Origin of the sequence: Stenotrophomonas sp. 2619 (assembly GCF_040548725.1) — a bacterium.
Classification (GTDB): Bacteria; Pseudomonadota; Gammaproteobacteria; order Xanthomonadales; family Xanthomonadaceae; genus Stenotrophomonas; species Stenotrophomonas maltophilia_AP.
This window is the reverse complement of record NZ_JBEPSF010000009.1, coordinates 150,632-175,699: the sequence shown is the minus strand read 5'-3', so window position 1 is coordinate 175,699 and position 25,068 is coordinate 150,632. Positions and strand designations below refer to the sequence as shown.

Here is a 25,068-nt window from a genome sequence, read left to right as displayed (position 1 = left end):
TCACAACTTCAGGTCGAGCAACCCATCGCTCAGATCCCCGTCAGACAACGTCTGCTGGATCAACGCGCGATGTGCCTGCTCGCTCCACAATTCGAATTTGTCGCCCATGCCGAGCAGAACCGCCTTCTTTTCAATGCCAACGGCACCGCGGTGGCTGGCAGGAATACTGATGCGGCCGTTGCCGTCGAGCTCCAGATGCGCGGCCGAACCGACCAGCTTCTGTTGCAGCAGACGCACGACGCGCTGTGTGTTGGGTTTGGCCATGACGTCGTCGCGGACCCGCTCCCATTCGGTTTCGGCATACAGCCACAGGCAGCCGGACTCGAAGGGGTTGTAGGTCAGGACCAGGCGGTTGTTGCTCACACGCGCGACAAGGTCACGATGCGCGGTGGGAACCGCCATGCGTCCTTTATCGTCAACCGTGATGGCCGTCTCGCCCTGAAACACGACGCGTGCACCTTTCCTTCGCCCGGATGAAACATTGAACCACGAAAAACCACAAAAAACCCGGTTTTGCCTCTGTTGCCCACCTTAGCAGTGCCGATTGGGTTGTCAACAACTTTGCGAGCGGGAAATCACTTTGAACATCAAGGGCTTGCAGCAATGTTTAGAGACTTGTTCAAGGCTTATCCACAAGTTGCTGTTTCGTCTCAATTTTTGAGATTGGGGCGAAGTTCAGTCCTGTGTAGAGGGCGTGAAACATAGGCGCGTATTCATGCCAAGGCCCGTCGCCATTGGCCCTGCCTTGCGCAAACCCAGCACAATGCCGGCCATGTGCCTGCTTGCCCTTGCCTGGAAAACCCACCCCCGCTGGCAGCTGCTGATGGCCGGCAACCGCGACGAGTTCCACGCCCGCCCCACCGCCGCCCTGGCCGCCTGGCCGGCGCCTGACTGCGGGCTGCTGGCTGGGCGCGACCTGCGCTCGGGCGGCACCTGGGCCGGGGTGGGCCCCGGCGGCCGCATGGCGGTGGTGACCAACGTGCGCGACCCGCTGGCCCGTCAGACCGGCCCCTCCCGCGGGGCGCTGGTGGCCGACTACCTGCGTGACGCCGCGCCGGCCGCCCACGTGGCCGATGCGCTCGCCGCCCGCGCCGCCGATTTCGCCCCGTTCAATCTGCTGCTGGCCGACCGCGACAGCTGCCAGTTCCTGGGCAACCACCCGGCGGGCCGGCAGGCGCTGGCACCCGGCGTGCACGGGATGTCCAACGGGCCGCTGGATGCACCATGGCCGAAGACCGTGCGCCTGAACGCCGCGCTGCAGGCCTGGATCGCCAGCGGCAGCGACGACCTCAGCCCGCTGTGGCGGGCGCTGGCCGATGAAACCCGTGCCGACGACAGTGCCCTGCCCGACACCGGCATCGGCCTGGCGCGCGAGCGCTGGTTGAGCGCGGCCTTCATCCGCAGCCCCGAGTACGGCACCCGCGCCAGCACGCTGATCGCCTTGGATGCCAACGGCGAAGGTTTCATCCACGAGCGGCGGTTCGGACCGGACGGCGGTTGCGTCGGCGAGACCCGGCTGACGGTTGGCGCCGGGGAAGTGCCGGCGTTGGCCACGGCCGTGTCGCCTGCGGCGCCCCTGTAACGCGGCGGATGTGCGAAAATGCGCGCGGCGGAGTCGGCCAGACAGTCGCGTCATCCCTTGCGGATGCCGAGGAAAGTCCGGGCTCCATAGGGCAAGGTGCCAGGTAACGCCTGGGCGGCGCGAGCCGACGGAAAGTGCAACAGAAAGATACCGCCTACGTTTCCTTCGGGAAGCCGGTAAGGGTGAAATGGTGCGGTAAGAGCGCACCGCGAGTCTGGCAACAGACCGGCACGGCAAACCCCACCTGGAGCAAGACCAAATAGGGACCTAATGGCGTGGCCCGCGTCGGGTCCGGGTAGGTTGCTTGAGCGCTGCGGTGACGTAGCGCCTAGAGGAATGACTGTCCACGACAAAACCCGGCTTATCGGCCGGCTCCGCCGCTTTTTTCGTCGTGACGAAAAAAGCCCCAAGGTTTGCAGCGCAAACCTTGGGCCCCGGGCCACCAGCGCCCAATTCCCCGCGGCTGTCGCCGCGCCCCCTTTACCAAAGGGAGCTGTGCCTCCAGACGGCGGCATGGGCCGTAGTCAACCTGCACATCACCGTAGAGCCACCCCATGGGTGGCTGCCGTTCGTTCGGCATCGCGTGCCAGCCACCCATGGGGTGGCTCTACCGTGTCTCCACCGTGGGCGCGCGGCTGCATTCGACCTCCACATCCGGTAGAGCCACCCCGTGGGTGGCTGCCGTTCGTTCGGCATCGCGTGCCAGCCACCCATGGGGTGGCTCTACCGTGTCTCCACGGTGGGCGCGGGGCTGGATTCAACCTGCACATTTGGTAGAGCCACCCCGTGGGTGGCTCCCGTTCGTTCGGCATCGCGTGCCAGCCACCCGTGCGCGCATGCCAGCCACCCATGGGGTGGCTCTACCGTGCCTCCACGGTGGGCGCGGGACTGCATTCAACCTGCACATTTGGTAGAGCCACCCCATGGGTGGCTGCCGTTCGTTCGGCATCGCGTGCCAGCCACCGGTGAGCGCATGCCAGCCACCCATGGGGTGGCTCTACCGCGCCTCCACGGTGGGCACGGGGCTGGATTCAACCTGCACATCCGGTAGAGCCACCCCGTGGGTGGCTGCCGTTGGTTCGGCATCGCGTGCAGCCACCCGTGGGCGCATGCCAGCCACCCATGGGGTGGCTCTACCGTGTCAGGTGCCGTAGAGGGCCTTGCGGGGGGCGCCGGTCAGTTCGGCGGCGAGCTTGGCGGCGGTCGAAGGCGGGAGGTGTTCGCTGAGCTTGGCGTACATGCGGCGGCCGGCTGCCAGCTGGGCCTGCTCGTCGTCGGCGGCGCCCTGCACCATCACCACGAACTCGCCCTTGCGCTGGTTGTCGTCGGCTTCCACCTGCTGCAGCAGCGAGGCCAGGGTGCCATCCAGCACGGTCTCGAACAGCTTGGTCAGCTCGCGGGCCAGCACCGCCGGGCGATCGGCGCCGAAGGTGGCCACCATGTCGGCCAGCGATTCGGTGATGCGGTGCGAGGATTCGTAGAACACCAGCGTGCGGGTTTCCGCCGCCAGGCCCTGCAGCCGCTCGCGGCGGCCCGAGCCCTTGGCCGGCAGGAACCCTTCGAAGGTGAAGCGATCGCTGGGCAGCCCGGCCACGCTCAACGCGGCGATCACCGCGCAGGCACCCGGCACCGGGCTGACCCGGATGCCCGCCTCGCGGGCGGCGCGCACCAGCCGGTAGCCCGGGTCACTGACCAGCGGGGTGCCGGCATCGCTCACCAGCGCCAGTGACTCGCCGGCCTGCAGCCGCGCCACGATGCGCTGCGCCATGGCCTCTTCATTGTGGTCATGCAGCGCGACCAGCGGCTGCTGGATGCCGAAGTGGGCCAGCAACTGGCCGCTGCGACGGGTGTCCTCGGCACAGATCGCGGCCACCGAGCGCAGCACGTCCTGCGCCCGCGGCGTCAGGTCGGCCAGGTTGCCGATCGGGGTGGCAACGACATACAGCGTGGGGACAGCACTCATCGCAACGTCACTCATGGGTCAAGGGTAGAATCGTACCGTTCCCCGGCCCTGGCCGCTGCCCCCATCGAATGGACCTGATCATGAACAAGCCCGTCGCACGGATCTCCGCCCTGTCGTTGTCGCTGCTGCTGCTTGCCGGCTGCGCCACGACGAGCCTGACCAGCGCGCCCGAATCGCCGGCCCAGGCCCAGGCGCTGGCATTGATCGATCAAGGCAAGCCACGCGATGCGGCCGTGCAGCTGGAAGCGCTGGCCAACACGCTCAAGGGCGGCGCGCGTGCCGGTGCACTGGCCGATGCCGCGTTTGCCTGGCACGAAGCCGGCGACAACGCCCGCGCGCGCAGCCTGCTGGCCCAGATCACCCCGCGCCAGCTCAACGGCGCCAGCCTGCAGCGCTACCACCTCACCAGTGCCGAACTGGCCCTGGCCGACAAGCAGCCGGCGCAGGCACTGGCCCTGCTGAAGGAATCGTCCGACACCGTCGCCCCGCAGCTGCGCACCCGCTGGCAGCTGGCCCGCGCCAGTGCCCTGCAGGCCAGTGGCGACGTCGTCGGCGCCGCGCAGGAACGCGCCCGTGCGCACGCCGCGCTCACCGGCCAGGCCCGCATTGAAAACCAGCAGGCCATCGCCGGCCTGCTCGGCACGCTCGACGATGCCACCCTGCGCGCCCGCGCCGCCGCGCTGCCGGCCAACGAGCCGCTGTACAACTTCGCCGGCCGCGCCCTGATCGCGCGCGGCCTGCCGCTGCCGCGTCCGTTCGATCGCGAGCAGGCGCTGCAGTTCGACACCAGCAAGCGTCCGCCGGCAATGAGCGACGGTTACCGTCCGCCGGTGAAGATGGCCGTGCTGCTGCCGCTCAGCGGCCGCCTGGCCACGGCCGCGCAGCCGGTGCGCGATGGCCTGCTTAGTGGCTACTACGGTGAAACCCGCCGCCGTCCCGACATCCAGTTCATCGACACCGCCGGCACCGCCGCCGGTGCCGTGGCCGCCTACGACAAGGCGGTCAATGCCGGTGCCGATTTCGTGGTCGGCCCGCTCGGCCGCGACGAAGTGGACGCCGTGTTCGGCCGCGCCCAGCTGCCGGTGCCGGTGCTGGCACTGAACCGCGGCAAGGGCAGCCCGCCGGCCGGCAGCGCCGGTTTCTCGCTGGCCCCGGAAGATGACGGCATCATCGCCGCCGAGTACCTGCGTGGGCGCGAGCGCAGCAAGGTGCTGGTGGTGCACAGCAATGACGACAACGGCCGCCGTGCCGCCGCCGCGTTCCGCGAGCGCTTTGCCCAGCGCGGCGGCCAGGTGGTGGCCAGCATCGGCGTGGGCGAGACCGTGGGCAACATCGATGCGCAGATCCGCGCAGCCGGTGCCGTCGACGGCGTGCTGCTGGCGGTGAAGGCACCGCAGGCGCGCGCGCTGGCCCCGCAGCTGGCGCTGGCCGGTGCCGGTGGCGCCACCCGCGTGGGCACCTCGCAGCTCACCGTGGGTGCCGGCAAGGCCGAGGAAGACATGGCCCTGGATGGCATCGTGTACCCCAACGAAGCATGGAACGTGCGCGGCGTGCCGGGCCTGCCGTCGGCCAGCACCGCCGGGCAGATCCTGCCCAGCGCACGCGGCGCCTCCGGCCGCCTGTTCGCGTTTGGTTTCGATGCGTGGAAGATCAGCGCCTACCTGGACAAGATGGCCAACGAAGGCGGCCTGTCCGGGGCAACCGGCACGCTGTTCCTGGACAGCAACGGCAACGTGCTGCGCGTGCCGGCATGGTCGACCTTCAGCGGCGGCCGGCCGACGCCGATCGCCAGCGCCAACTAAGCGGCATGCCAACCGCGCGGGCACAGCGTGGCGCGGCGGTGGAAGCCGCCGCGCAGGCGTACCTGCGCACCGCCGGCCTGCAACCGATCAGCGCCAATGCGCGCTACCGCGGCGGCGAACTGGACCTGGTCATGCGCGACGGTGACACCACCGTGTTCGTGGAAGTGCGCTACCGCGCCAGCGCCGGGTTTGGCGGCGGTGCGGCATCGGTGGACCTGCGCAAGCGGCGCAAGCTGGTGATGGCCGCGCAGTTGTTCCTCGCGTCCCACCCCGCCCTGGCGGCGCAGCCGTGCCGATTCGATGTGATCGACGCCTGGGGCGAACCGCCGCAGTTGAACTGGCTGCGCGATGCGTTCCGGCTGGAGGATTGCTGATGGATCGGCCGGATGTGGGTGATTGGGGAATGTCGTGCAGCCGGGCAGAGCCCGGCGCTACGGGGCGCTGGGATATGGGTGATTGGGGAATGTCGTGCAGCCGGGCAGAGCCCGGCGCTACGGGGCGGTGGGATATGGGTGATTGGGGGATGTCGCGCAGCCGGGCAGAGCCCGGCGCTACGGGGCGGTGGGATATGGGTGATTGTGGGATGTCGCGCAGCCGGGCAGAGCCCGGCGCTACGGGGCGGTGGGCTGTGGGCGGTTCGAGATGGCGTTGAGCCCGCCGGCGGCCGGAGTCGTGGCGCATGCCTAGTGTGTTCACCCATGCGGCGATACCGCTGGCGCTATGGTGCGCGTCCGATCGCGGCCGCATCTCTGCCCGGCTGCTGGCCGCTGGCGTGGTGGCGGCGATGCTGCCCGACGCCGATGTGCTCGCCTTCGCGCTGCACATCCCCTACGCCGACAGTTTTGGCCATCGCGGCGCCAGTCACTCGATCCTGTTCGCCGCGCTGCTGGCGGTGCTGGCCGCGCTGCTACGCACGCGCCTGCGCGCCACCGCCGTGCAGGCCGCCGCATTCGTGGGCATCAGCGCGCTCTCGCACCCGCTGCTGGACGCACTCACCTCGGGCGGGCTCGGGGTGGCACTGTGGTGGCCGTGGAGTGGCGAGCGCCTGTTCGCGCCGTGGCGCCCGATCCGCGTGTCGCCGTTCGCCGGGCAGTTCTTCAGCGCCCGCGGACTGGCCACCATCTTCTCTGAACTGCGTTGGGTATGGCTGCCGCTGGCCGCCGCCGTGATCGGCTGGCGGCTGATCCAACGCGCCCCTGCGAGCCCCCGGAATCCCTGATGTCGACTGCCCCCCTCCTGCCAACCGAATTCCTGTCCACCGTGCATGCGCTGCTGGGCGACGACGGCTGGCGCACCGATGACGCGGCCCTCGCCGCCCACGCGCAGGACAACTCCTGGCGCAGCCAGCTGCCGCTCGGCGTGGCCTTCCCGCGTGACCGCGACCAGGTGGTGGCGCTGGTGCGTGCGTGCCGCGCGCACCACGTGGCGCTGGTGGCGCGCGGCGCCGGCACCGGCACCACCGGCGCGGCCGTGCCGGTCAACGGCAGCATCGTGCTGTCGTTCGCGCGCATGGCGCGCATCCTCGACATCCAGCCCGGCAACCGGTGCGCGGTGGTCGAACCGGGCGTGCTCAACGGCGACCTGCAGCAGGCACTGATGCCGCACGGCCTGTTCTGGGCACCGGACCCGTCCAGTGCGGACATCTGCAGCATCGGCGGCAACCTGGCCTGCAACGCCGGTGGCCCGCGCGCGGTGAAGTACGGCACCAGCCGCGACAACGTGCTGGGCCTGGTGGCGGTGACCGGCGCGGGCGACCTGATCCAGTGCGGCGGCGCCTACACCAAGGACGCCACCGGCTACGACCTCACCCACCTGCTGGTCGGCAGCGAAGGCACCCTGGCGCTGATCGTGGAAGCCACACTGAAGCTGACTCCGCTGCCGGTCAGCCAGGCCGGCCTGCGCGTGCTGTACCGCGATGCCGATGCCGCCGCCGCGGCTGTGTCACGCCTGATGTCGCAGCCGGTGGTCCCGACGCGATTGGAGTTCATGGACGCGCGCAGCCTTGAACTGCTGCGTGGCAATGGTGCCGAGGTGCCCGAGGCCGGCGCGATGCTGCTGGTCGAAGCCGATGGCGACCACGACACCCTGCCCTACCTGCTGCAGGCGCTGGCTGCTGCTGCCGAGGGTGACGGCATGATCGCGCTGGACGTGGCCATGGAAGGGGCCGCGCGCGAAAAACTGTGGGCCGCGCGCAAGGCGCTGTCGCCCGCGCTGCGCAGCATCGCGCCGGGCAAGATCAACGAAGACGTCGTGGTGCCGGTGTCGCGCATTCCGGACCTGGTGTCTGGCGTGCAGGCGCTTGCACGCGACTACACGTTGACCATCGTCACCTTCGGCCATGCCGGCAACGGCAACCTGCATGTCAACATCCTCTACCACCCGGACGACGCCGACGAGAACGCACGCGCGCATGCCGCGCTGCCGAAAATCTTCGAACTGACGCTGGCGTTGGGCGGCACGCTGTCGGGCGAGCATGGGATTGGCCTGGCCAAGCGCGACTTCATGGCGCAGGCGTTCACCCGCGAAACGCTGGCGGCGATGCGTGCGATCAAGGCCGCGCTGGACCCGGATGGGATTCTCAATCCGGGCAAGGTGCTGCCGCCGGCCTAAGGTCCTGCGTTGGTGCGCGCCTGTAGACACACCGCGGCGCCGGCTGCACCCATCAGCCTCGTCGATAACGCCTGCCGTGGACGCCGTGACCCAGCTGCACCGGACGCTTGTTGCGCTCAGGGGTTGGCATCAAACACGACCGTCATGTCACCGGACCAGTGGGAACCGGGCATCCGCAGCATCTCCGTCACTGCCTCACCGTCGGCGGTGAAGCGCAGCGTAGAACGCCGCTGCATCAAGTAGCCATCCGGGCTGAAGCGCGGCGCCTGTCCATCGTCCGACAGCAGCGGCGTGTACTGCGCAGGGCGGCCGTCACGCAGGTTCGTCATGCCGGGAAGGGTCACGTCCACATCCACCGGCACCACCACGTCGTCGGCGGGGTTGCGGATGCCGCAACGGTCACCAGCCGCATGTTCGCAGCGCAGCTTCATGCTGAAGTCCATCGAGGTCGTCAGATGGAAGGGCAGTTCCTGGCGCAGGCGCGCGGGCGGCAGCCCGTGGTCGATCCACCGCGACCACCCGCCCTCTGGTGCCAACTGTACGCGCGGCGATTCAGCAGGAAAGCTCACCTTGAAGTCATGGGCGACGTTCAGCAGCAACTGCAACGTCAGCTCCGAATCGGAGTAATCGCCCTGGCCCAGATCGATCTGCTGCCCATTGCCCACCGTATAGGTGACGCTGCCGGTGTACTGACCGTCCTGGGCCTGCAGCGGGTTGGGTGTTTCAAGGTGGTAGCCGATGGAGAAGCTCAAGTACCGCGCGACCCGGTCAGTCGCCGCTCTCGGTGAACGGACGCAGACGACATTTGCGTCCGCGACGTCCCAGGCATAGCGATACAAAGAGCCTGAGCCGACACCGAGTCGCCCCCGACAGCCACCGCTTGAAGCGCCATTGGCACCCGGCGCACTACCGTCAGTCGGCAAGCCCCACTGCATGCCAACCAGGAACACGCGGATCCGCGCGTTGAGCTCATGATTGTTCGCATTGCGGACGATCACATCCCGCCAGTTTCCATCGACGGCCAGGTACCACTTTTCGCGAGGATCGTCGCCGCCACCGAACAGGCGCCTCTGGTCGACATTCAGCCCGGTGTCGATCGTGAAATCACCAGGCCTGCACAAGCTTGCATGCTGTGCGCAGTAGCCGGACTGTGGCGTCGTGTTGACGAACCGGTTATGCATGGGGTCCAGTACCGAGGGACGGAACTCGGCGGTGATGTTCAACTCCGCCGCCTGCGTGGGCGCCAGTACCCCCATCATCAGCGCCAGCATCCACGCGATGGGCCAACACGCGCCGGCGTCGGCGATGGAACGTTCATCAGCAGTCACGGGATTTCCTCGGGAATTGGTTCACGGGCCCGCCAACGGACTCGGGCAGCCAATGCCGCCCACCATCAGCACATCCCCCTCCCGGGGATGCTGCCCTTCTTCCATGGTCAGCACGCAGCTGACCAGATTCGGGTAGCGCAGTTCCACCACCGGTGCACGCGCACTCAGTTCCAGGGTGAAGAAGCCCTCCTCCTGGCTGACACTGCGGCCCGCGTGGTTGATCACCTGCACCCCACGTACGCCGTTGCCGTCGGCATCGAGCACCTGACCCATCACGGTGAAGGTGCGCAGCACATCTACCGTGGTGTACATGACCCCACCCCTGTTGAGGTGGTAGCTGAACGTGGCCGGCTGCAGGGCTGCCGCGGGGGCGTGGCGGCCATCGAAATCGAACTGGATGTGGCCCGCGCGATAGGCAGTGGTGGGTACGAAATTACGGCCCGGCCGGAGCACGACGCCACCGCCGCGATGGTCATCGGCGCGGATCGCGACATCCGGGTAGTCGCTGCGCACATCGACAATGACGCCGGTATCCACGCTGCCGCTGCGGCCTTGGCCGAGCACCGCGGCATGCCCTCCCCCCAGCACCAGCGTACTGTCGAGATTTGCAGTGCCGCTGAACCTGCCACCGTCGGCAGCGCGGTATACCTGCACGTCGCCCTCCAGCAACGGGCTCTGCAGATAGGCGCCAGCACCGGCCCCGACACCACCACGCTCGGCGCTGATCGTGCCGTTCACGCTCTGCAGCAACGTCCCTTCCACGCGTTGCGTGGCCGCTGCAGTCACGTAGGTGTCGCGCCGTCCGCCTTCGCCGGTGCGGCTGCCCAGGCTGCCGCTGTAGCTGCGGCGATCGCTGCCCAGCGACACGCTGAGGGTCAGATCGATCCCGCGCTGGCGGCGATACTGTGTGTGCCGGCCGCCGGGGCGATCATAGGCCGAGACCCGCCAGTTCGCGTCATGCTTGCCGAACAGGGTTTCACGACGACCGTACGAGACGTCGATGCCGGTGCCGCGGGAAAAGCCCGAACTGCGTGCAACGCGCAGGCTGGCATTGTCACGGTGGCTGAAACGGTGGGTGATGGATACTGCCGACGTGTCCTGCCAACCGCTCCGGGTCTCCCAACGTGGCGCTGCACCCGCGCCCGGCACTACCCGCTGCCGCTGCTCGGCCCAGCTGCGCGCGTGGTTGGCTACCACCGATCCGCCGCGATAGCGGTACAGCGCCTGCAGATCGACGCCGCGTCCGGCGTCGCTGGAGGTGTAGAAGTTGGTGTAGGTACTGAAGTGATCGCTGGCCTGCCAGTCCATCGACAGCCCCGTGGCACGGCGCTGGCCGATCTGCTGCACGGTAGCGCCGGCCACCGCGCGCGGGTGCAGCAGGTAGTTGACTACGGCGCCTGCGGCGTTCCTGCCTTCCTGGGGTGAGCTGCCACTGTCAAGCAGCCCACGCTGCTGGCCGGCGAATACGCTGTAGCGCCAGCGTCGGGTTGGATCGCGCCAGCGGCTGGGCTTGTGGATGGACGCCGTTTCGCGCGACACCTCGCGGCCCTCTTCAAGCACACGCAGTTCCACGTCGTAGATGCCGCCGGGCAAGCGCCGCGTATCGACTTCCTGGATACCCGGCGTGACTGCCTGGGTGGACAGCAGGTTGCCATCACGAAGGATCTCAACCACACCCTCACGGCTGGCGGTGACATACACCGGGTAGGCGCTGGCGCTGCGGGTGTCGGCCAACAGCACATCGGACGAACCCAGCATCAGCCCCAGTGCCGTGTCGTTCTCCGTGCCAGGGGCGCGCGGCTGGCGGATGATGCCTTCGAACGTGGGCAGGAAGTAACCGGCACGCACGAAGTGGTCACCCAGTTCGCGCTGTGCGTACAGCGCGCTCAGGTAGTGCTCGGTGCGATCCGGCTGCGCAGAGTACTGGTAGCTGCCAACCGTACTCCAATGGCCGATACTTCCATTCAGCTCGGCGCTGTAGCGCGCACTGGTAGGTTGATCCTGTCCGGCATACACGGCCAGGCTGTTGCGCACGATCAGGCCGTGGCTGCCGTGCGCAGGCAGTGCGATATGGCGGCTTTGCTGCTGTGTCCCCGCAGGGGTCAGCAGGGTGAGCAATGAATTGGCCAGGCTGTAGTGCAGTGCTGCCAGGCCGCGGCAGTGCGGGCTGCATACGCCCAGCGCCATCGGCTCGGACAGCTGCTCGGCCCAGCGCGCGCGTTCGGTCTGCGGCCAGGGGCTGTCATGGCTTTCGCCAAAGCCGATCAGCTGCATGCGGTTGTCTTCATGCAGCAGCACCTCGGCATCGCCCAGGTACTGCCCGTCGAGCTCCACGCGCACGGTCAGTGGGTTGCCGAACAGATGCTCGCGAAACTCCGCCGGCATGCGCTCGCGCTGTTCCAGAAGACTGGGCAACTCACCCAGCGCCAGACCCGCGGCCTGCGAAGACGCCGCAAGGACCACGACCCCGATGGCGACGGTCAACCGTGCCAGAGGCAAGCATGCGCAGGGGAGCCTGGGAAACATGGTGGGTTCTCCGGCCTCCCTGCCGCATCGATGGATGCGGCAGGGAGCACCAACAGGGCTCAGGGATCGGCGATATCGCTTTCAAAGATCATGTGGAACTGGCCGCCATAGCTGCCCTGCTTGTAGCCATCGGCCGGCACCGTCGGGGCGATGGCGAAGGCCAGCGACCTGCCAGCCGCCGCCTGTGCCGCGTTGGCGACGGTGATCTTCGCGGCGGCCGTGGCCGGCACGATCACGTTGTCCAGCTTCACCACCAGGTTCACGACATCCGCAGCCGACGCCATCTGTGCCGGGGCCGACAGGTAAGCGGTGATGGCCGCCGGCGACTTGACGTTGATGACACGACCGGTCAGCTCACCCAGCGCCTGGCGCGCGGTATCCCACGGCAGGTTCTGCGGCAGGCCTTCCCAGCCGTCGGGCGTGGACACCTGCAGGCCGGCGACGTTGGGTACGTCGGCCGTTACGTTGACGGTGATCGACTTGGTTTCGATCGCGGCCTGGCTGAGCGCCGGGGCCAGGAGCGCGGCTGCGGCGGCAGCCAACGCGTACTTTTTCAGAGACATGGAGTTGCTCCAGGAAGAGTGGATGGATACGGGACGCCAGGACACAGACACAGCCTCCCCGCGGGTGCCTGGCGGACCCGATGGGGCAGTAAACGGAGCGAGGAACAGAACGATCAGCGGCGCGAATCGATGCTGCGCTGGCTGTCGCCCTCCTTCAGGTCGTAGCGGAGGAACTGGCCGTCAGGCAGTTGCAGCGCGTAGGAGCGCCCCGGCCGGACGTGAACGATGATGCCGGGCGTGCAGGTGTCCGGGCTGGCGCGCTCGCACTGGCGCAGGTTGTCCAGCACCACGGTGGCATTGCCGTGGTTGTACACACGATCATCCTGCAGGCGGGTGTCGTAGCGCGCGTCCTCCGGCGCGATGAACAGGATCGTGCCGTAGCCGGTGAACATGCGGATCGACGCGCTGAGCTCAGCCGCTTCCCTCGCCTGTTCTTCGCTGAGTGAGAATTCTTCGGCGTCGGGTGCGACCGGGATGAAGCGCAGCCGATAATAGCGCTCCACATCGCGTTCACCCCGATAGAGCAGGCGTGTGGCCTGTTGGCCGTTGCCGGCGATGATGAGCCGGCTTGGACTGGCGATGACACCGTGTGCGGTGGGGGCGTTGCGCACCAGCGCCGCGCCATCGACCGGCGTTTCACTGGCCTTTCCTTCCGCATCGAAATGCATCTGGGTCACTTCCACGCGCACGTAGGCCGTCGCGTCACCGGTGTTGCGGATGCGCTTGAGCAGGTTGCTGCGGGTGGGCTCCAGGTAGTCGAACAGCACACCGACATTGATCTGGGGAGTTTTGGCATGGGCTGTGCTGGCGACAAGGGCCAGCAGAAGGAAACAGAGGACGCGTTGCATGGCGAGCCTGCGTGGAGGCAAGCGCATATTTCACAGCACACTCACATCTCAAACCATGCAACTTGTTGCAAAGAAAAGAGGCGGCATGGGAATGCAATGATTCCGATAGCGTGGCCCTTGCCACAGCCCCAGCTTGCCATGCAGACCGATGCGGTACGACGCACGCAGGGCGCTGTCATCCGCGCTGCGCAGCATCGCCCCGGCAAGATCAATGAAGACGTGGTGGTGCCGGTGTCGCGCATGCCGAACCTGGTGTCTGGCGTACAGGCGCTGGCGCGCGAGTACACGCTCACCATCGTCACCTTCGGCCATGCCGGCAACGGCGACCTGCACGTCAACATCCTCTACCACCCGGACGACGCCGACGAGAATGCGCGTGCACATGCCGCGCTGCCGAAGATCTTCGAGCTGACGCTGGCGCTGGGTGGCACGCTGTCGGGCGAACACGGCATCGGCCTGGCCATGCGTGATTTGATGGCGAAGGCGTTCACTGCGGAAACGCTGGCGGCGATGCGCGCGATCAAGGCCGCGCTGGATCCGGATGGCATCCTCAACCCGGGCAAGGTGCTGCCGCCGACTTAGCGGTGGGTGGCGGTCTACACCGCATCTCCGGCGCACGCGAAGGGCTGTCGTTTGCCTGCCGTGCGTTGGCCGAGCACGCGGATATGCAGCGCAAGCCGCATGAGTCGGACCGCAGAAGGGGTCGGATCCCTTTGCAACGCAAAGGGATCCGACCCCACAGGGTTTACCAGCTGTAGCTCAGGCCCACCTGGGCGCTGGTCTGGTGGTAACCCGAGGCACGCTGCAACGACAGCCCACCCCACGCGCCCACGCCATTGGCAAATTTCAGCGACGCACCGGTACTGAACTCGCCACGGCTGCGCGGAATGCGCGCGTCCACCGCCTCATCGTCCATCAGCACGCCCGACGCCGCACGCTGGTGCAGCCAGTGCGCAGCCACATACGGCTGCACCTGCGCGGCGCTCGTGCCCCACCGTGTCACACCGGAAAGGCGCACGCCCGCACGGCCGAACAACCCATCGGCATCGCGCGTGGTCACAATCGTGCCGTTTGCTTCGGTGTGGCGCAGATCATCCCAGCGGTTGTACCCGACCTGCAGCTGCGGCTCCAGGAAGAGCCCACCGTTGGCAGCACCGCCCACGCGCACCGCATATCCCGCTTCCACCGCGCCCTGCCACGCCTTGCTGTCATAGCGCTCCGGCGTCAGGGCCAGGCCTTCCACCCGGTTGCGGAACTGCGAACGCTGCAGCGAACCATCCACATAGAACCCTGCATACGGATCCTCGTGCGGTGCACGCCAAGTGCCATACACACCCAATGCGGTGCCCTTCACCTTGCCGCGCGCGTAGTAGCCGGTCAGCGCATTGGTGGAGGTACTGCCGGCGTTTCCGGCGGACAGCATGACCCCGAAGGCGCTGCCGTCCGCGTTGCGCAGCAGGTCCGCCCCCACGCTCAGCGCCTGACTGTTGCCCTGCACATCCAGCTGGCGGCTGACCGCATCGAAGCCACTGCGCGAACCGTCCACCCGCGCCCAGCCGCGGCCACCGTTCTGGCCTGCCTGGCGGTCGTGGTAGCCCAGGCGGAACATCACCTGCGAAGCAGTCAGATTGGCCAGGTAGGCACCGCCTTCCGGGCGCAGCACCGGTACTACCGGGCCGCCGCAGTCGGGCAGCGTCGGATCGGCATCGCACGGGTCCGGCGTGGTCGGCAGCTGCGAGCGCAGGTACCAGTTGCCTTCGCCACCGGCCACGCCGCCCTTGTGCAGGAAGTACTCGTACTGCCCGCCCACCGCGCGCCCGACCAGATCGAACTGGCCGTTGGATGCGCCGTCCACGCGGATCAGCTCGATGCCATCCACCGTCTGCGCGCCGGCACCGCCCACGTTGTTGACCGCCACCTTGGCGGTGCCGCTGGTATCGCCCAGCACGTGCAGCAGGTCGGTGTTGGACCCATCCGCACCTAGCACGGTGTTGAACAGCACGGTGCCGCCGTTGCCGGTGAAGGTGTCCACGCTGAGCGTATTGAAGGTGCCACCATCGCCCAGCGCCAGCGTGCCGCCATCGTTGAGCGCCAGCGTGCCCACGCTGCTGTCGCCGCTCATCTGCCAGTGGCCCCCGTTGTCCAGCGTGGCGCTGGTGACGTTGGTGAACGCACCGGTGACGCTGCCGCCGTTGGACAACGTCACGTGGCCCTGGCTGCCATCGTCGCCCACCACGATGTTGCCGCGCAGAGCGCTGGATTGAACGTCGAAGTGGGCGATGGGCAGGTCAGTACCCGTCGTCGACACTTCCAGCAGGTTGCCATTGCCGCCGATCACCTGGCTGCCGTTGCGCACGGCAATGCGTGCCTCGGCCGAAGCGCCGCCGCTGGATGTTCCCCTTACCTCGATGGCTGGGCCGACAAGGCCTTCCACGATGGAGCCATCAATGGTCGTCACGCCTGGCACTTCCATGCTGTAGTCACCCACACGGAGTTGAATGCCGGCGGTACCGCCCTGAATGTGACTTCCACCGAGGATGTTGAGACGACCACCGAATGAGCGGATGCCAAGATCGCCCCCCACTGCGGAGGTATTGGACAACACCAGGTCCGTGCGGGCACCCATCAGCACCGCCATGGACTCGGATCGGATCGTGCTGCCGCTGACGTCCGCGGTCGTCCTGCCTGGTAACGAAGGGTCCAGATTTGCGACCCGCAAGGCCTCACGACTGGTGCTGGTCAGGGATGAATTGGAGATGGTGGCTGTACCAGACACGTTTACAGCCGCAGAGCCAGGACTGGAGACCGTAGCGCCATCCATCAGCAGGGTCCCGCCCTCCCGCATGGCAATGTCGATGACCTGCGCGCCCGGCTGCACGATCAGCGTGCCGCCCGTTCTTACCGTCCAGCGTTCGGCGGGCGCCCTCGGCCCCAACACCACTTCACCATCTACCGGAACCACGCCGGCAAAGGCAGCGGGGGCCACGGTGGCGAGGGCGGCCATGAGGGCCAGGGTCAATCGGCGGTGCTGAATGGGATTCATGGAAAGGGTTCCTGTTTGATGGATCAGGCAGCCGAACTGCGGAGGTGCGCAGTCCGGTGGTAACGGCCGCTACTGTGTCCGTCGTACTTGATCGATCACATTCAATTAGTTGTAAAAGTGGCTATTGCGACAAAAAAGTTAGGATCTGTTAATGCTGTCGCGTGAGAGAGTGATGGACCCGTAAGCAACGCGGCCGGTGCCTGCGGGTGGCGCCGGGCCCCTCGCCGGCGCCACCTGCAGTCCCGTTTCACCAGGCGTAGCGCACGCCCATCTGCGCGGACACGTTCCGGTAACCCTGCTCGCCGCGCTGCACGCTCAGGCCACCCCACGCGCCCCAGCGCTGGCCCAGCTTCACCTCGGCGCCGGCCTGTACCTCATACCGGTTGCGCGGTACCTCCGCGCCCAGCGTCTCACCGTTGAACTGCAGCGTGCTGGTACCGCTGCCACGCAACCAGTTGACGCCCAGGTAAGGCTGCACGACGTTACCGGCTGCGGTGCCATGGCCGAACACGCGCGCGCCCAGGCGCCCGCTCAGTCCGCTGGCATCGGCGTGGTCGATCACCGTGCCGTTGGTTTCCACATGGCGATCGGCACGGAAGTCGACGTAACTCAGCTGCAGCTGCGGCTGCACGTACAGCGCGCTGGCGGCGCCCTGCCACACAGTGAAGGTGTGGCCGGTCTCCAGCGAGGCACTGGCCATGCGCGAATCGTAGTGCTCCGGCTCCAGGCCAATACCCTGCACCCGGTTGTCGAAACGGTCGTACTGCAGGGTTGCATCGATGTAGGCACCCTGCGTGCCGTCGGCATCCTGCATCCAGGTGCCGTACACCCCTGCCGCGTTACCGCGAACGCGACCCTTGGCGCTGTAGCCGGTCAGCCCGGACACTACCGTGCTGTCGGTGCGGCCGCTGCCCAGCATCACACCAAAGGCCGCGCTACCCCCACGCAGCACGTCGCTGCCGATCTGCAGTACCGACGTACTGCCATCCACCGACAGCTGACCGCCGACCGCGCTGAAATCCGCCTGTTGGCGGCCCACGCGCGCCCATGCAGTTGGACCGTCCTGTAGCGACACCGCGCCAATACGATGAGGTCAGTGCGGGGGGCCGGGTGGACCTCCGCTCCGGGCTGAGTGGTTGGGGCGGGCTGGGCGTGATGCGCGGTGACCACGGGTATCGCGAAGCGACCGCGAACGTGAGCGTTACTTACAGGTGGTGATAGTGGAACGGCGCCGGATGATGGCCGGCGCCGGTTTGCGTGGTCGGGAGCCGGCCAGCGGCCGGCACTACCGGTGGCGTGTGGGCTACGTAGAGCCGGGCACTGCCCGGCGCCTTTCTGCGTCTTACCAGCGCACCCGCATGCCCAGCTGACCACTGACGTTCCGGTAATCGTAGGCACCGCGCTGCAGGCTCATCCCACCCCAGGCCGACCAGCGCTGGCCCAGCTTCAACTCCGCGCCGGCCTGCACTTCATAACGGTCGCGTGGCATGTCGGCCCCCAGCGTTTCGCCGTTGAAATCCAATGTGCTGGTGCGGGTGCCGCGCAGCCAGTTCACCGCCATGTACGGCTGCACGATGTTGCCGGCACGCAAGTCATGGCCGAACACGCGCACGCCGAGGCGGCCACTGACGCCGCCGCTGTCGGCGTTGTCGATCCGCGTGCCGTTGCGCTCCACGTGCCGGTCCGCCCGGTAGTCCACGTGCGAGAGCTGCAGCTGGGGCTGCACGTAAAGGTTGGCGTGCGGCCCCTGCCAGACGTTGAAGGTGTAACCGCCTTCCACCGACGTGTTCAGCACGCGGGCATCGTACTGTTCCCGCGGCAGATCCAGGCCATCCACGCGGTTGTCGAAGCGGCCATGCTGGAGGCTGGCATCCAGATAGGCGCCTTCGGCGTGGCCGGGTTGTTGCAGCCAGGTCGCGTATGCGCCGATCGCGTTGCCGCGGACGCGACCCTTGGCGGTGTAACCGGTGAGGCGCGAGACCACGGTGCTGTCCGCCCGGCCACTGCCCAGCATCACGCCCAGCGTGGTGCCGTTGCGCTGCCACAGATCACTGCCCACCTGCAGCAGCGACGTGTTTCCGTCCACGGTCAGCTGGCGGCCCACGGCCTGGAAGTCCGCCTGCTGGCGTCCTACGCGCGCCCACGCACCGCGCCCCTCGCCGAACCCTGGCGCGCCAGCGCGGTCGTGCAGGCGGTGCTGGAACATGCCCACGGCGGCGGACTGGTTGGCCAGGTACGCCCCGCTCTCCGGACGCAGCACCGGGCCCGGCGGCGTGATGGGAATGCCGCCATCGTCACCGCCTTCTTCCGGGTCCGGATCGGTGATGCAGCCCGGATACGTCGGATTCTCCTGGCAGCGGTCAAACCACTGCGAGCGCAGGTACCAGTTTCCATCGTTGGGATCCGCCAGCCCGCCCTGGAACAGGAAGTACTCGTACGAGCCGCCTACCGCGCGACCTGACAACCTGAAGCGCGCCAGCGACGCGCCATCCACCTGGATGAGCGGGATGCCATCTTCCGTACGCGCCCCCACGCCGCCGACATTCTGTACACGGATAGCTGCATCGCCGCTGGTATCGCCGCGCACGTGCAGGCGATCGATCACGCTGTCATCGCCCGCCAGTGCGCCGTGGAGCAGGAATGTCCCGCCCTCGCTATGCAGGTCCCCCTCGACGGTGAGCGTGTTGCCCACCGTGGCACCCCCATCGGACAGCGCTACCGTGCTGTCGCGCAGGCTCAGTTCGCCCACCGTCGCAGCACCGCGCAGCGTCCACTGGCTGCCGCCGTCCAGCGCCATGCGCTCGGCGAGATCGGTACTGCCCCACCAGTGCGAGCCGCCGGTCAGGCTAACCTGCACCTGCGACTGCGGCACCAGACCGTTGTCCAGGTCGTCCGGGCTGATGACGATATCGCCATGCATCTGCGCAGCGTTCTCCAGCCGCACGTCGAAACGGCCACTCACAGCGGCATCCAGCGCCAAGGCCGTGCCGTTGCCGCCTGCCAGCAGCGCACCATTGCCCAGTGTCAGTCCCGCATCGCGGCTGCTGCGCAGCCACATGCCGCCGTGCTGCGCACTCACCAGCGAGCCGCCGTCGATCTGCATGCGACCGTTGCCGTTGATCACGGCCGCCCACGCGCCGTCGCCTTCGGTACGTACGTGGGTGTTGCGGAGCGTCATCTCGCCACGTCCACCCGACAACACGCCGTGCGCGTTGGCGCCCGTGGTACGCACGACGCTATCTGCCAGGTGGATACTGCCGCCCTGGCGCGCGATGGCGCCCACGGCGCCGGCGCCGGTGGTCAGGATGTCGACGCGGGTAGCGTGGGCGACCGGCGAGGCGGTGTTGTTGCCATCGGCGTACAACGCGTGGCCATTATCGCCGGTAGTCCGCAGCACGCTGTCGTCCAGCGTGGCCTGGCCCCGGGAAAGAGAGACCGCCGGGCTCAGCGCGCCATGGGTCGTCACCCTAGAGCCGGTCAGGGTCAGCCTGGAATCCCCCAGGAGCAGAATGCCGTTGCCAGTGTCGGCGGTGATGCGCGAGCCTGCGATGGTGGCGGTGCTGTTGGACTGGTTGATGTTGATACCGGTGTTGCCCGACGCCAGTGTGCTGTTGCGCATGTCCAGTGTGGTGTTCTCCCACATGAACATGCCGCGGCGCCCTCGGATGTCCACACCATCGAGCGTGCCATTCCCCCCCTGGGTGATGCTTACGACGCTGGCGCCTTCGCCCGTCGCATGGATGCGCCCGCCGCGCATCACCACCTCGCCGCCGACGCTCAGCCCCTCACCCGAGCGCTCGTGGGCAAGCATGATATCCACGTCCTCCAGCACCACGCTGCTACCCCGGCCGGTGCGGATGCCGTTGGCACCTGCCGCGTTGCCGTTGATCTGAACGGTGCGCAGGGTGACCGCGGCACTGCCAGGCTCGATCCGCACTGCGTTGCCGCTCGCGTTCTGGTCGATCTGCACGCGTTCGGCCAGCAGGGTGCCGGCGCCAACATGGATGCCATCGGAGTTGCTGCCGTTCACTGCCAGCATGCTGTCGCGCAGGTCAACACTCCCCCCACGCACGGCGACACCGTGCGACAGCCCACCCTGCGTGGTGATATGTACGTTACTGGCCGCCAGTGTTCCCCCAGCCAGATCGATGCCTGCACTGGCCACGTCCTGCGTCTGGATCCGCGTGCCCTGCAGCAGGGCCGTGCCCGCATTGGCAATCGACACGCCCGCTGCACCGTATCCCGAGGTGGTGATGGTTCCACCGTCCAGTTCAATACGGCTTCCTGGACCCTCTACGCGTGCAGCCGCTGCGCCGCTTCCCTCGGAGCGGAGATGGACCTCGCCGCGAGGAACGATGGATCCGCCATTGATCGCGTAGAACACATACCCGGACGTGTCGCCAGGGGTAACCGGTTCAACCGTGGCGTAGTGGCCTGCCGCCGGCACCTGCGCGTCACCGTCGGCGATGACCTGTTGCGCCGTTGCAAGGCTTGGCGCGGCGAGCGCGGTTGTAAGCGCCACAACGAGGACGTTGCGATGGGGAAGGGGGAATTGCATGGGAGTCTCCAGTGGAATGCCGCTGGAATGCTCGGTTACCGGCCCACATGCGCACCATGCAATCTGTTGCAAACGTGCTCGTACGCGATCGACGCGCGCCTCGCCCGACAGACGCGGTCTGGCTGAATCCCCACTGACAGCAGCACGGCCATCGGGTCAGGCTGCAACTTGTTGCATGGGTCTTGCGGGCATTGACGGGGAAGATTGCTAACGAACATTCCATAGCCGTACCCCACTCCACCAGCTCACGTGTCGATCACGTCATCGTCACGCGAGCGAAGTCTATATGCCACGTAGCTGAATGGCGGACTGCGGGCGGCCTCGTTTCCAAGTGCTCCCACTTCAAAGGACCCTCCATGCGCATTCATGCCTCTGACGCCCCCCTTCCCCTGCCGCGACCGCTGGTCGTCGGCGTGTTGCTGGCATTGGCCATCGCACCCGCCGGCATGGTGCATGCCGGCAATCTGGACAACCAGACCGCAGAGGTCGTGGCAGGCGATCCGGTGGAGGCCTGGAGTCTCATCAACGGCTCGAGGCTGACGGTCACGGGGGGGCAGAGCAACGAGATCGGCGCCAGTGACACTTCCACGATCGTGCTCGACAGAGCACAGGTCACTCGCGTGGGAAGCAGCACCCCGAGTGCCATCACTCTGTATGGAACCGCCTCGCTGGAGGCCACCAACAGCCGGTTCAGTGGTGGCGGCGTCACTCTGTGGACCGACGGGGCATCGGCCCACCTGGTCGGCAGTACCATCACCGTCCACACGGCCGACCTGCACCCGACCCAAAGGAAAGCGATCGGTGTGGATCTGATCGACCTCGGCGGCTCCACCGGCGCCACCTCTTATGCGCGAATCGACGGCACTCGCATCGATGTGCAGGATGGTCGCAGGTTGCCGTCGGTGATAGGCAGCGGTTTGGGCGTACGCCTGCAGGTGGGCGCGGTCGACATCGTAAACAACTCCATCGTTACCGCGGCGAGAGTGGGCGCAATGCTGTGGGGCGTGGACAATTCAACCGGGGTGATCCGGTTGAATGTCGATGACTCCATCCTGCAATCCGGCAGCGGCGCGGCCATCCAGGTGATGCCGCTATTGGACAATACCTACGAGATCACGGTCGCCAACGGTGCCCAATTGCTCGGTGGCGATGGCAACCTGCTGCTGGTGGGAGCCGACTACACCCGTAGCGAACGCACCGATGTTGATTTCACTGTCGATAACGCCCGACTCCGCGGCAACGTCACCTTCGACCCTGCCTCTGCCACCAACGGCACGTTGGATGTGATCCTGCGCAACAAGGCGCAGATCGACGGCCGCTTCCTCAGCGTGACGTCGGCCAGCATTGATGGCGACAGCACCTGGCTGCTCACCGGTGACAGCACTGTTAGCCGCCTGACGCTGGGCAGCACCGGCACCATCGGGTTGGGCGACGGCACTGCTTTCAACACCCTCACCGTAGATTCCTTCACTGGCAACGGCGGCACGCTGGCATTCAACACGCAGCTGGGTGATGACACCTCGGCCACCGACAAACTGGTGATCACCGGCGACGCCAACGGCCAGGCCAACGTGCGCGTGCTCAATGCGGGTGGCACCGGTGCGAAGACCGATCGCGGTATCGAGCTGATCGACATCGGCGGTGCCTCCAACGCGCAGTTCGACCTGGTTGGCCGCGCCGTGGGTGGCCAGTACGAGTACTTCCTGGTGAAGGACGCCAATGGCAACTGGTACCTGCGCTCGGAACTGGCCAACGCGCCGGACCCGTGCGTGGTGGACCCGAGCCTGCCCGAGTGCAAGCCGATCGACCCGGTCGACCCCGTGGATCCTGTCGACCCGCTGCCGCCCATCCTGCGCCCGGAAGCCGGGGCGTACCTGGCCAACCAGTTCGCCATGGACCAGCTGCTGCGTCATGGCTGGCGTGATCGCCAGGGTGGCGATGCAACGGGCGAGGGTGTGCGTGGCTGGGCGCGCGTCGACGGCACGCACAGCACGCTCTCGGCCGTTGAGGATCAGCTGGACCTGCGCGTACAACGCTCGCGCCTGCAGCTGGGTGCCGACGTGGGCGTGTTCGACAACGGCCGCGGCCGTGTCGGTGCAATGTTCACCGCCGGGCAGGCCGATGCGCAGTCGCGTTCGCAGCTGACCGGCTACAGTGCGCGCGGCAAGGTAGAAGGCGGTGCGCTGGGCGTGTACGGCAACTGGAGCACCGACGCGCTGTATGTGGATGCCAGCGTGCAGCGGGGGCAATTCCGCAACCGCGTGCAGGGCGAAGGCCTGGGCGAGGAACGCTACGACTCGGACATCTGGCAGTCGTCGCTGGAAGCGGGCTACCGCTTCGGCATCGGGCAGATCGGCAACACCGCGTTGCGCCTGCAGCCGGAGCTGCAGCTGGTGTACACCGACGCCACCACCGACCGGCATGAAGAGCACAATGGCACGGTCGTGCGCAGCGTGGGCGATGACGGGTTGTCGGGCCGCCTGGGTCTGCGCCTGCAGGGCGAGTCGCGCGCCACAGTGGGCGCGGCGGTGAGTCCGTACCTGGCGGTGAACTGGTACCGCGATGGCAGCAGCAACGGCATGGCGTTCGATGAAGATGTGCTGCAAGCCAGCGTGCCGCGCAACCGCTATGAGGTCAGTGCGGGGGGACGGGTGGACTTCCGCTCCGGGCTGAGTGGTTGGGGCGGACTGGGCGTGATGCGCGGTGACCACGGGTATCGCGAAGCTACCGCGAACGTGAGCGTTGCTTACAGGTGGTGATAGTGGAACGGCGCCGGATGATGGCCGGCGCCGGTTTGCGTGGTCGGGAGCCGGCCAGCGGCCGGCACTACCGGGTGTTGCGGGTTGGCGGCGGGTTGGTCGGGAGCCGGCCAGCGGCCGGCACTACCGGGTGATGCGGGTTGGCGGCGGGTTGGTCGGGAGCCGGCCAGCGGCCGGCACTACCGGGTGATGCTGGCCAGCGGCGGGGTTGGTCGGGAGCCGGCCAGCGGCCGGCACTACCGGGTGTTGCGGGTTGGCGGCGGGGTTGGTCGGGAGCCGGCCAGCGGCCGGCACTACCGGGTGTTGCGGGTTGGCGGCGGGGTTGGTCGGGAGCCGGCCAGCGGCCGGCACTACCGGTGGCGTGTGGCTACGTAGAGCCGGGCTCTGCCCGGCGGCTCACGCCGCGAAGTGCTGGTAGCCGCCGGGGCCGGTTTCGCCTTCGCACTGCACGCCCTGCCCTTCGACGATGCGGCCGATGCGGGTGAGCGGCAGCCGCAGCGATTCGGCCACGGCATGCAGCGCGTCGCGCTGGTCGGCGGCGGCGGTGAAGCACAGTTCGTAATCGTCGCCGCCGCGCAGGGCGCAGCCACGCGCGGCATCGCGACCGAGCACCGCACGCAGGGCCGGTGACAGCGGCAGTGCATCGGCATCCACTTCGGCGCCCACGCCACTGCGCGTGGTGATGTGACCCAAGTCGGCCAGCAGGCCGTCGGAGACATCCACGGCGGCATGCGCGAACGCGCGCAGGCGCAGCCCCAGGGTTACCCGCGGGGTGGGCCGCAGCAGTCGCTGCCGCAGCGCTTCGTAATCACCCAGCACGGTGGCGGTGGCGATGTTCAACTCGCCGCGCTGCCACAGTTGCAGGGCGCCGGCGGCGTCGCCGAGCGTGCCACTGACCCAGATGTCATCGCCCACCTGGGCGCGGTCGCGGCGCAGCGCCTGGCCGCGTGCCACCTGCCCCATCGCCGTGACCGAGAGCGACAGCGGGCCCCGCGTGGTGTCGCCGCCGATCAACGCGATGGCGTGTTCGTCGGCCAGCGCGAAGAAGCCATCGGCGAACGATTCGATCCAGTCCGGGTGCGCGTCGGGCAGCGACAGCGCCAGCGTGCACCACGCCGGGCGTGCGCCCATGGCGGCCAGGTCGGACAGGTTGACCGCCAGGGTCTTCCAGCCGATGTCGAAGGGCATGGTCTCGGCCGGGAAATGCACGCCGGCGTTGAGGGTGTCGGCGGTGACCACCAGCTGTTCGTTCGGCCGCGGCTGCAGCAGCGCGGCGTCATCGCCGATGCCGAGCACCACGTCGTCGCGCTCGGCGGTGCGGGCACGGATGCGGTCGATCAGGGCGAATTCGGCAAGGGACATGGGCGCTCCCGCGGTTGTGCGTGCCGCGCAGCGCGCGGTGGGCGATGGTGCGTCCTGCGCGGCGGGCAGTTGTACGTGCCGCGCGGCGCGCGGTAAGCGGTAGTGCCGGCCGCTGGCCGGCACC

At 67.7% G+C, this 25,068-nt stretch carries 15 protein-coding genes, 1 other RNA gene and 2 pseudogenes; 8 read left to right on the top strand and 10 right to left on the bottom strand.

Annotation, left to right across the window (positions count from 1 at the left end; genetic code table 11):
- On the bottom strand, positions 1-447 hold the full coding sequence (gene mraZ, locus ABIA71_RS11140) for a division/cell wall cluster transcriptional repressor MraZ (RefSeq protein WP_354285250.1): 447 nt from the start codon (positions 445-447) through the stop codon (positions 1-3).
- Positions 448-772: 325 nt separating this feature from the next.
- Between mraZ and ABIA71_RS11135 the strand changes: the two genes are divergently transcribed.
- Positions 773-1,582: an NRDE family protein gene (locus tag ABIA71_RS11135; protein ID WP_354285249.1), complete on the top strand. Its 810-nt coding sequence runs from the start codon at positions 773-775 to the stop codon at positions 1,580-1,582.
- A 29-nt stretch (positions 1,583-1,611) separates the two neighbouring features.
- Positions 1,612-1,962, top strand: an RNA gene (gene rnpB, locus ABIA71_RS11130) — RNase P RNA component class A.
- 761 nt (positions 1,963-2,723) lie between these two features.
- Here rnpB and rsmI read toward each other — a convergent pair.
- Positions 2,724-3,545, bottom strand: a complete 822-nt coding sequence (rsmI, locus tag ABIA71_RS11125) for a 16S rRNA (cytidine(1402)-2'-O)-methyltransferase (protein ID WP_354285248.1) — start codon at positions 3,543-3,545, stop codon at positions 2,724-2,726.
- Between the two features lie 80 nt (positions 3,546-3,625).
- Here rsmI and ABIA71_RS11120 point away from each other — a divergent pair, with 80 nt between their 5' ends.
- From ABIA71_RS11120 to ABIA71_RS11105, 4 genes are all read left to right on the top strand, one after another.
- Positions 3,626-5,347, top strand: a complete 1,722-nt coding sequence (locus tag ABIA71_RS11120) for a penicillin-binding protein activator (RefSeq protein WP_354285247.1) — start codon at positions 3,626-3,628, stop codon at positions 5,345-5,347.
- Between the two features lie 5 nt (positions 5,348-5,352).
- The gene (locus tag ABIA71_RS11115; RefSeq protein ID WP_354285246.1) at positions 5,353-5,721 is read left to right on the top strand and encodes a YraN family protein; all 369 of its coding nucleotides are present in this window, start codon (positions 5,353-5,355) and stop codon (positions 5,719-5,721) included.
- Between the two features lie 305 nt (positions 5,722-6,026).
- Complete coding sequence (locus ABIA71_RS11110) at positions 6,027-6,566, top strand: metal-dependent hydrolase (protein WP_354285245.1); 540 nt, start codon at positions 6,027-6,029, stop codon at positions 6,564-6,566.
- Entirely contained in the window at positions 6,566-7,957 is a 1,392-nt protein-coding gene (locus tag ABIA71_RS11105) for an FAD-binding oxidoreductase (RefSeq protein ID WP_354285244.1), read from the top strand. Before ABIA71_RS11110 ends, ABIA71_RS11105 begins: the two co-directional genes overlap by 1 nt.
- A 116-nt stretch (positions 7,958-8,073) precedes the next feature.
- Here the strand turns inward: ABIA71_RS11105 and ABIA71_RS11100 are convergent, their stop codons facing one another.
- The 4 genes from ABIA71_RS11100 to ABIA71_RS11085 form a co-directional block, all read right to left on the bottom strand.
- Complete coding sequence (locus ABIA71_RS11100; RefSeq protein ID WP_354285243.1) at positions 8,074-9,285, bottom strand: hypothetical protein; 1,212 nt, start codon at positions 9,283-9,285, stop codon at positions 8,074-8,076.
- A gap of 21 nt (positions 9,286-9,306) precedes the next feature.
- Positions 9,307-11,700, bottom strand: coding sequence for a TcfC E-set like domain-containing protein (locus tag ABIA71_RS11095; RefSeq protein WP_354285242.1), 2,394 nt, complete (start codon positions 11,698-11,700; stop codon positions 9,307-9,309).
- Between the two features lie 170 nt (positions 11,701-11,870).
- Positions 11,871-12,374 carry a CS1 type fimbrial major subunit gene (locus ABIA71_RS11090; protein ID WP_354285241.1) on the bottom strand — a complete coding sequence of 168 codons (504 nt, stop codon included), beginning with the start codon at positions 12,372-12,374 and terminating at the stop codon, positions 11,871-11,873.
- A 113-nt stretch (positions 12,375-12,487) separates the two neighbouring features.
- Positions 12,488-13,222 (bottom strand): fimbrial biogenesis chaperone, encoded by a 735-nt coding sequence (locus ABIA71_RS11085; RefSeq protein WP_354285240.1) that lies wholly within the window; start codon positions 13,220-13,222, stop codon positions 12,488-12,490.
- A 157-nt stretch (positions 13,223-13,379) separates the two neighbouring features.
- On the opposite strand from ABIA71_RS11085, the pseudogene ABIA71_RS11080 reads away from it, so the two are divergent.
- Positions 13,380-13,804: pseudogene (locus ABIA71_RS11080) on the top strand (FAD-linked oxidase C-terminal domain-containing protein); the annotation flags it as partial.
- A gap of 163 nt (positions 13,805-13,967) precedes the next feature.
- Here ABIA71_RS11080 and ABIA71_RS11075 read toward each other — a convergent pair.
- The 3 genes and pseudogenes from ABIA71_RS11075 to ABIA71_RS11065 all read right to left on the bottom strand — a co-directional run bounded on the left by ABIA71_RS11075 (position 13,968) and on the right by ABIA71_RS11065 (position 20,823).
- Positions 13,968-15,848, bottom strand: a complete 1,881-nt coding sequence (locus ABIA71_RS11075) for an autotransporter family protein (RefSeq protein ID WP_354285239.1) — start codon at positions 15,846-15,848, stop codon at positions 13,968-13,970.
- A 664-nt stretch (positions 15,849-16,512) separates the two neighbouring features.
- A pseudogene (locus tag ABIA71_RS11070) lies at positions 16,513-17,352 on the bottom strand (autotransporter outer membrane beta-barrel domain-containing protein); the annotation flags it as partial.
- A 255-nt stretch (positions 17,353-17,607) separates the two neighbouring features.
- A complete protein-coding gene (locus ABIA71_RS11065) occupies positions 17,608-20,823 on the bottom strand; it encodes an autotransporter family protein (RefSeq protein WP_502961234.1) in 3,216 nt (1,071 codons plus the stop codon).
- Positions 20,824-21,179: 356 nt separating this feature from the next.
- On the opposite strand from ABIA71_RS11065, the gene ABIA71_RS11060 reads away from it, so the two are divergent.
- Positions 21,180-23,582, top strand: coding sequence for an autotransporter family protein (locus tag ABIA71_RS11060; protein WP_354285237.1), 2,403 nt, complete (start codon positions 21,180-21,182; stop codon positions 23,580-23,582).
- A gap of 396 nt (positions 23,583-23,978) precedes the next feature.
- Here ABIA71_RS11060 and thiL read toward each other — a convergent pair whose 3' ends face one another.
- Positions 23,979-24,944: a thiamine-phosphate kinase gene (gene thiL / locus ABIA71_RS11055; RefSeq protein WP_354285236.1), complete on the bottom strand. Its 966-nt coding sequence runs from the start codon at positions 24,942-24,944 to the stop codon at positions 23,979-23,981.
- Positions 24,945-25,068: the final 124 nt, after the last annotated feature.

Excerpts from the sequence above, each read along its gene's own strand:
- ABIA71_RS11135 (WP_354285249.1), top strand. The coding sequence starts at position 773 with ATGTGCCTGCTTGCCCTTGCCTGGAAAACCCACCCCCGCTGGCAGCTG.
- rsmI (WP_354285248.1), bottom strand. The coding sequence starts at position 3,545 with ATGAGTGCTGTCCCCACGCTGTATGTCGTTGCCACCCCGATCGGCAAC.
- ABIA71_RS11120 (WP_354285247.1), top strand. The coding sequence starts at position 3,626 with ATGAACAAGCCCGTCGCACGGATCTCCGCCCTGTCGTTGTCGCTGCTG.
- ABIA71_RS11115 (WP_354285246.1), top strand. The coding sequence starts at position 5,353 with ATGCCAACCGCGCGGGCACAGCGTGGCGCGGCGGTGGAAGCCGCCGCG.
- ABIA71_RS11110 (WP_354285245.1), top strand. The coding sequence starts at position 6,027 with ATGCCTAGTGTGTTCACCCATGCGGCGATACCGCTGGCGCTATGGTGC.
- ABIA71_RS11105 (WP_354285244.1), top strand. The coding sequence starts at position 6,566 with ATGTCGACTGCCCCCCTCCTGCCAACCGAATTCCTGTCCACCGTGCAT.
- ABIA71_RS11090 (WP_354285241.1), bottom strand. The coding sequence starts at position 12,374 with ATGTCTCTGAAAAAGTACGCGTTGGCTGCCGCCGCAGCCGCGCTCCTG.
- ABIA71_RS11085 (WP_354285240.1), bottom strand. The coding sequence starts at position 13,222 with ATGCAACGCGTCCTCTGTTTCCTTCTGCTGGCCCTTGTCGCCAGCACA.
- ABIA71_RS11075 (WP_354285239.1), bottom strand. The coding sequence starts at position 15,848 with ATGGGTGCCCGCACGGACCTGGTGTTGTCCAATACCTCCGCAGTGGGG.
- ABIA71_RS11065 (WP_502961234.1), bottom strand. The coding sequence starts at position 20,823 with ATGCAATTCCCCCTTCCCCATCGCAACGTCCTCGTTGTGGCGCTTACA.
- ABIA71_RS11060 (WP_354285237.1), top strand. The coding sequence starts at position 21,180 with ATGCGCATTCATGCCTCTGACGCCCCCCTTCCCCTGCCGCGACCGCTG.
- thiL (WP_354285236.1), bottom strand. The coding sequence starts at position 24,944 with ATGTCCCTTGCCGAATTCGCCCTGATCGACCGCATCCGTGCCCGCACC.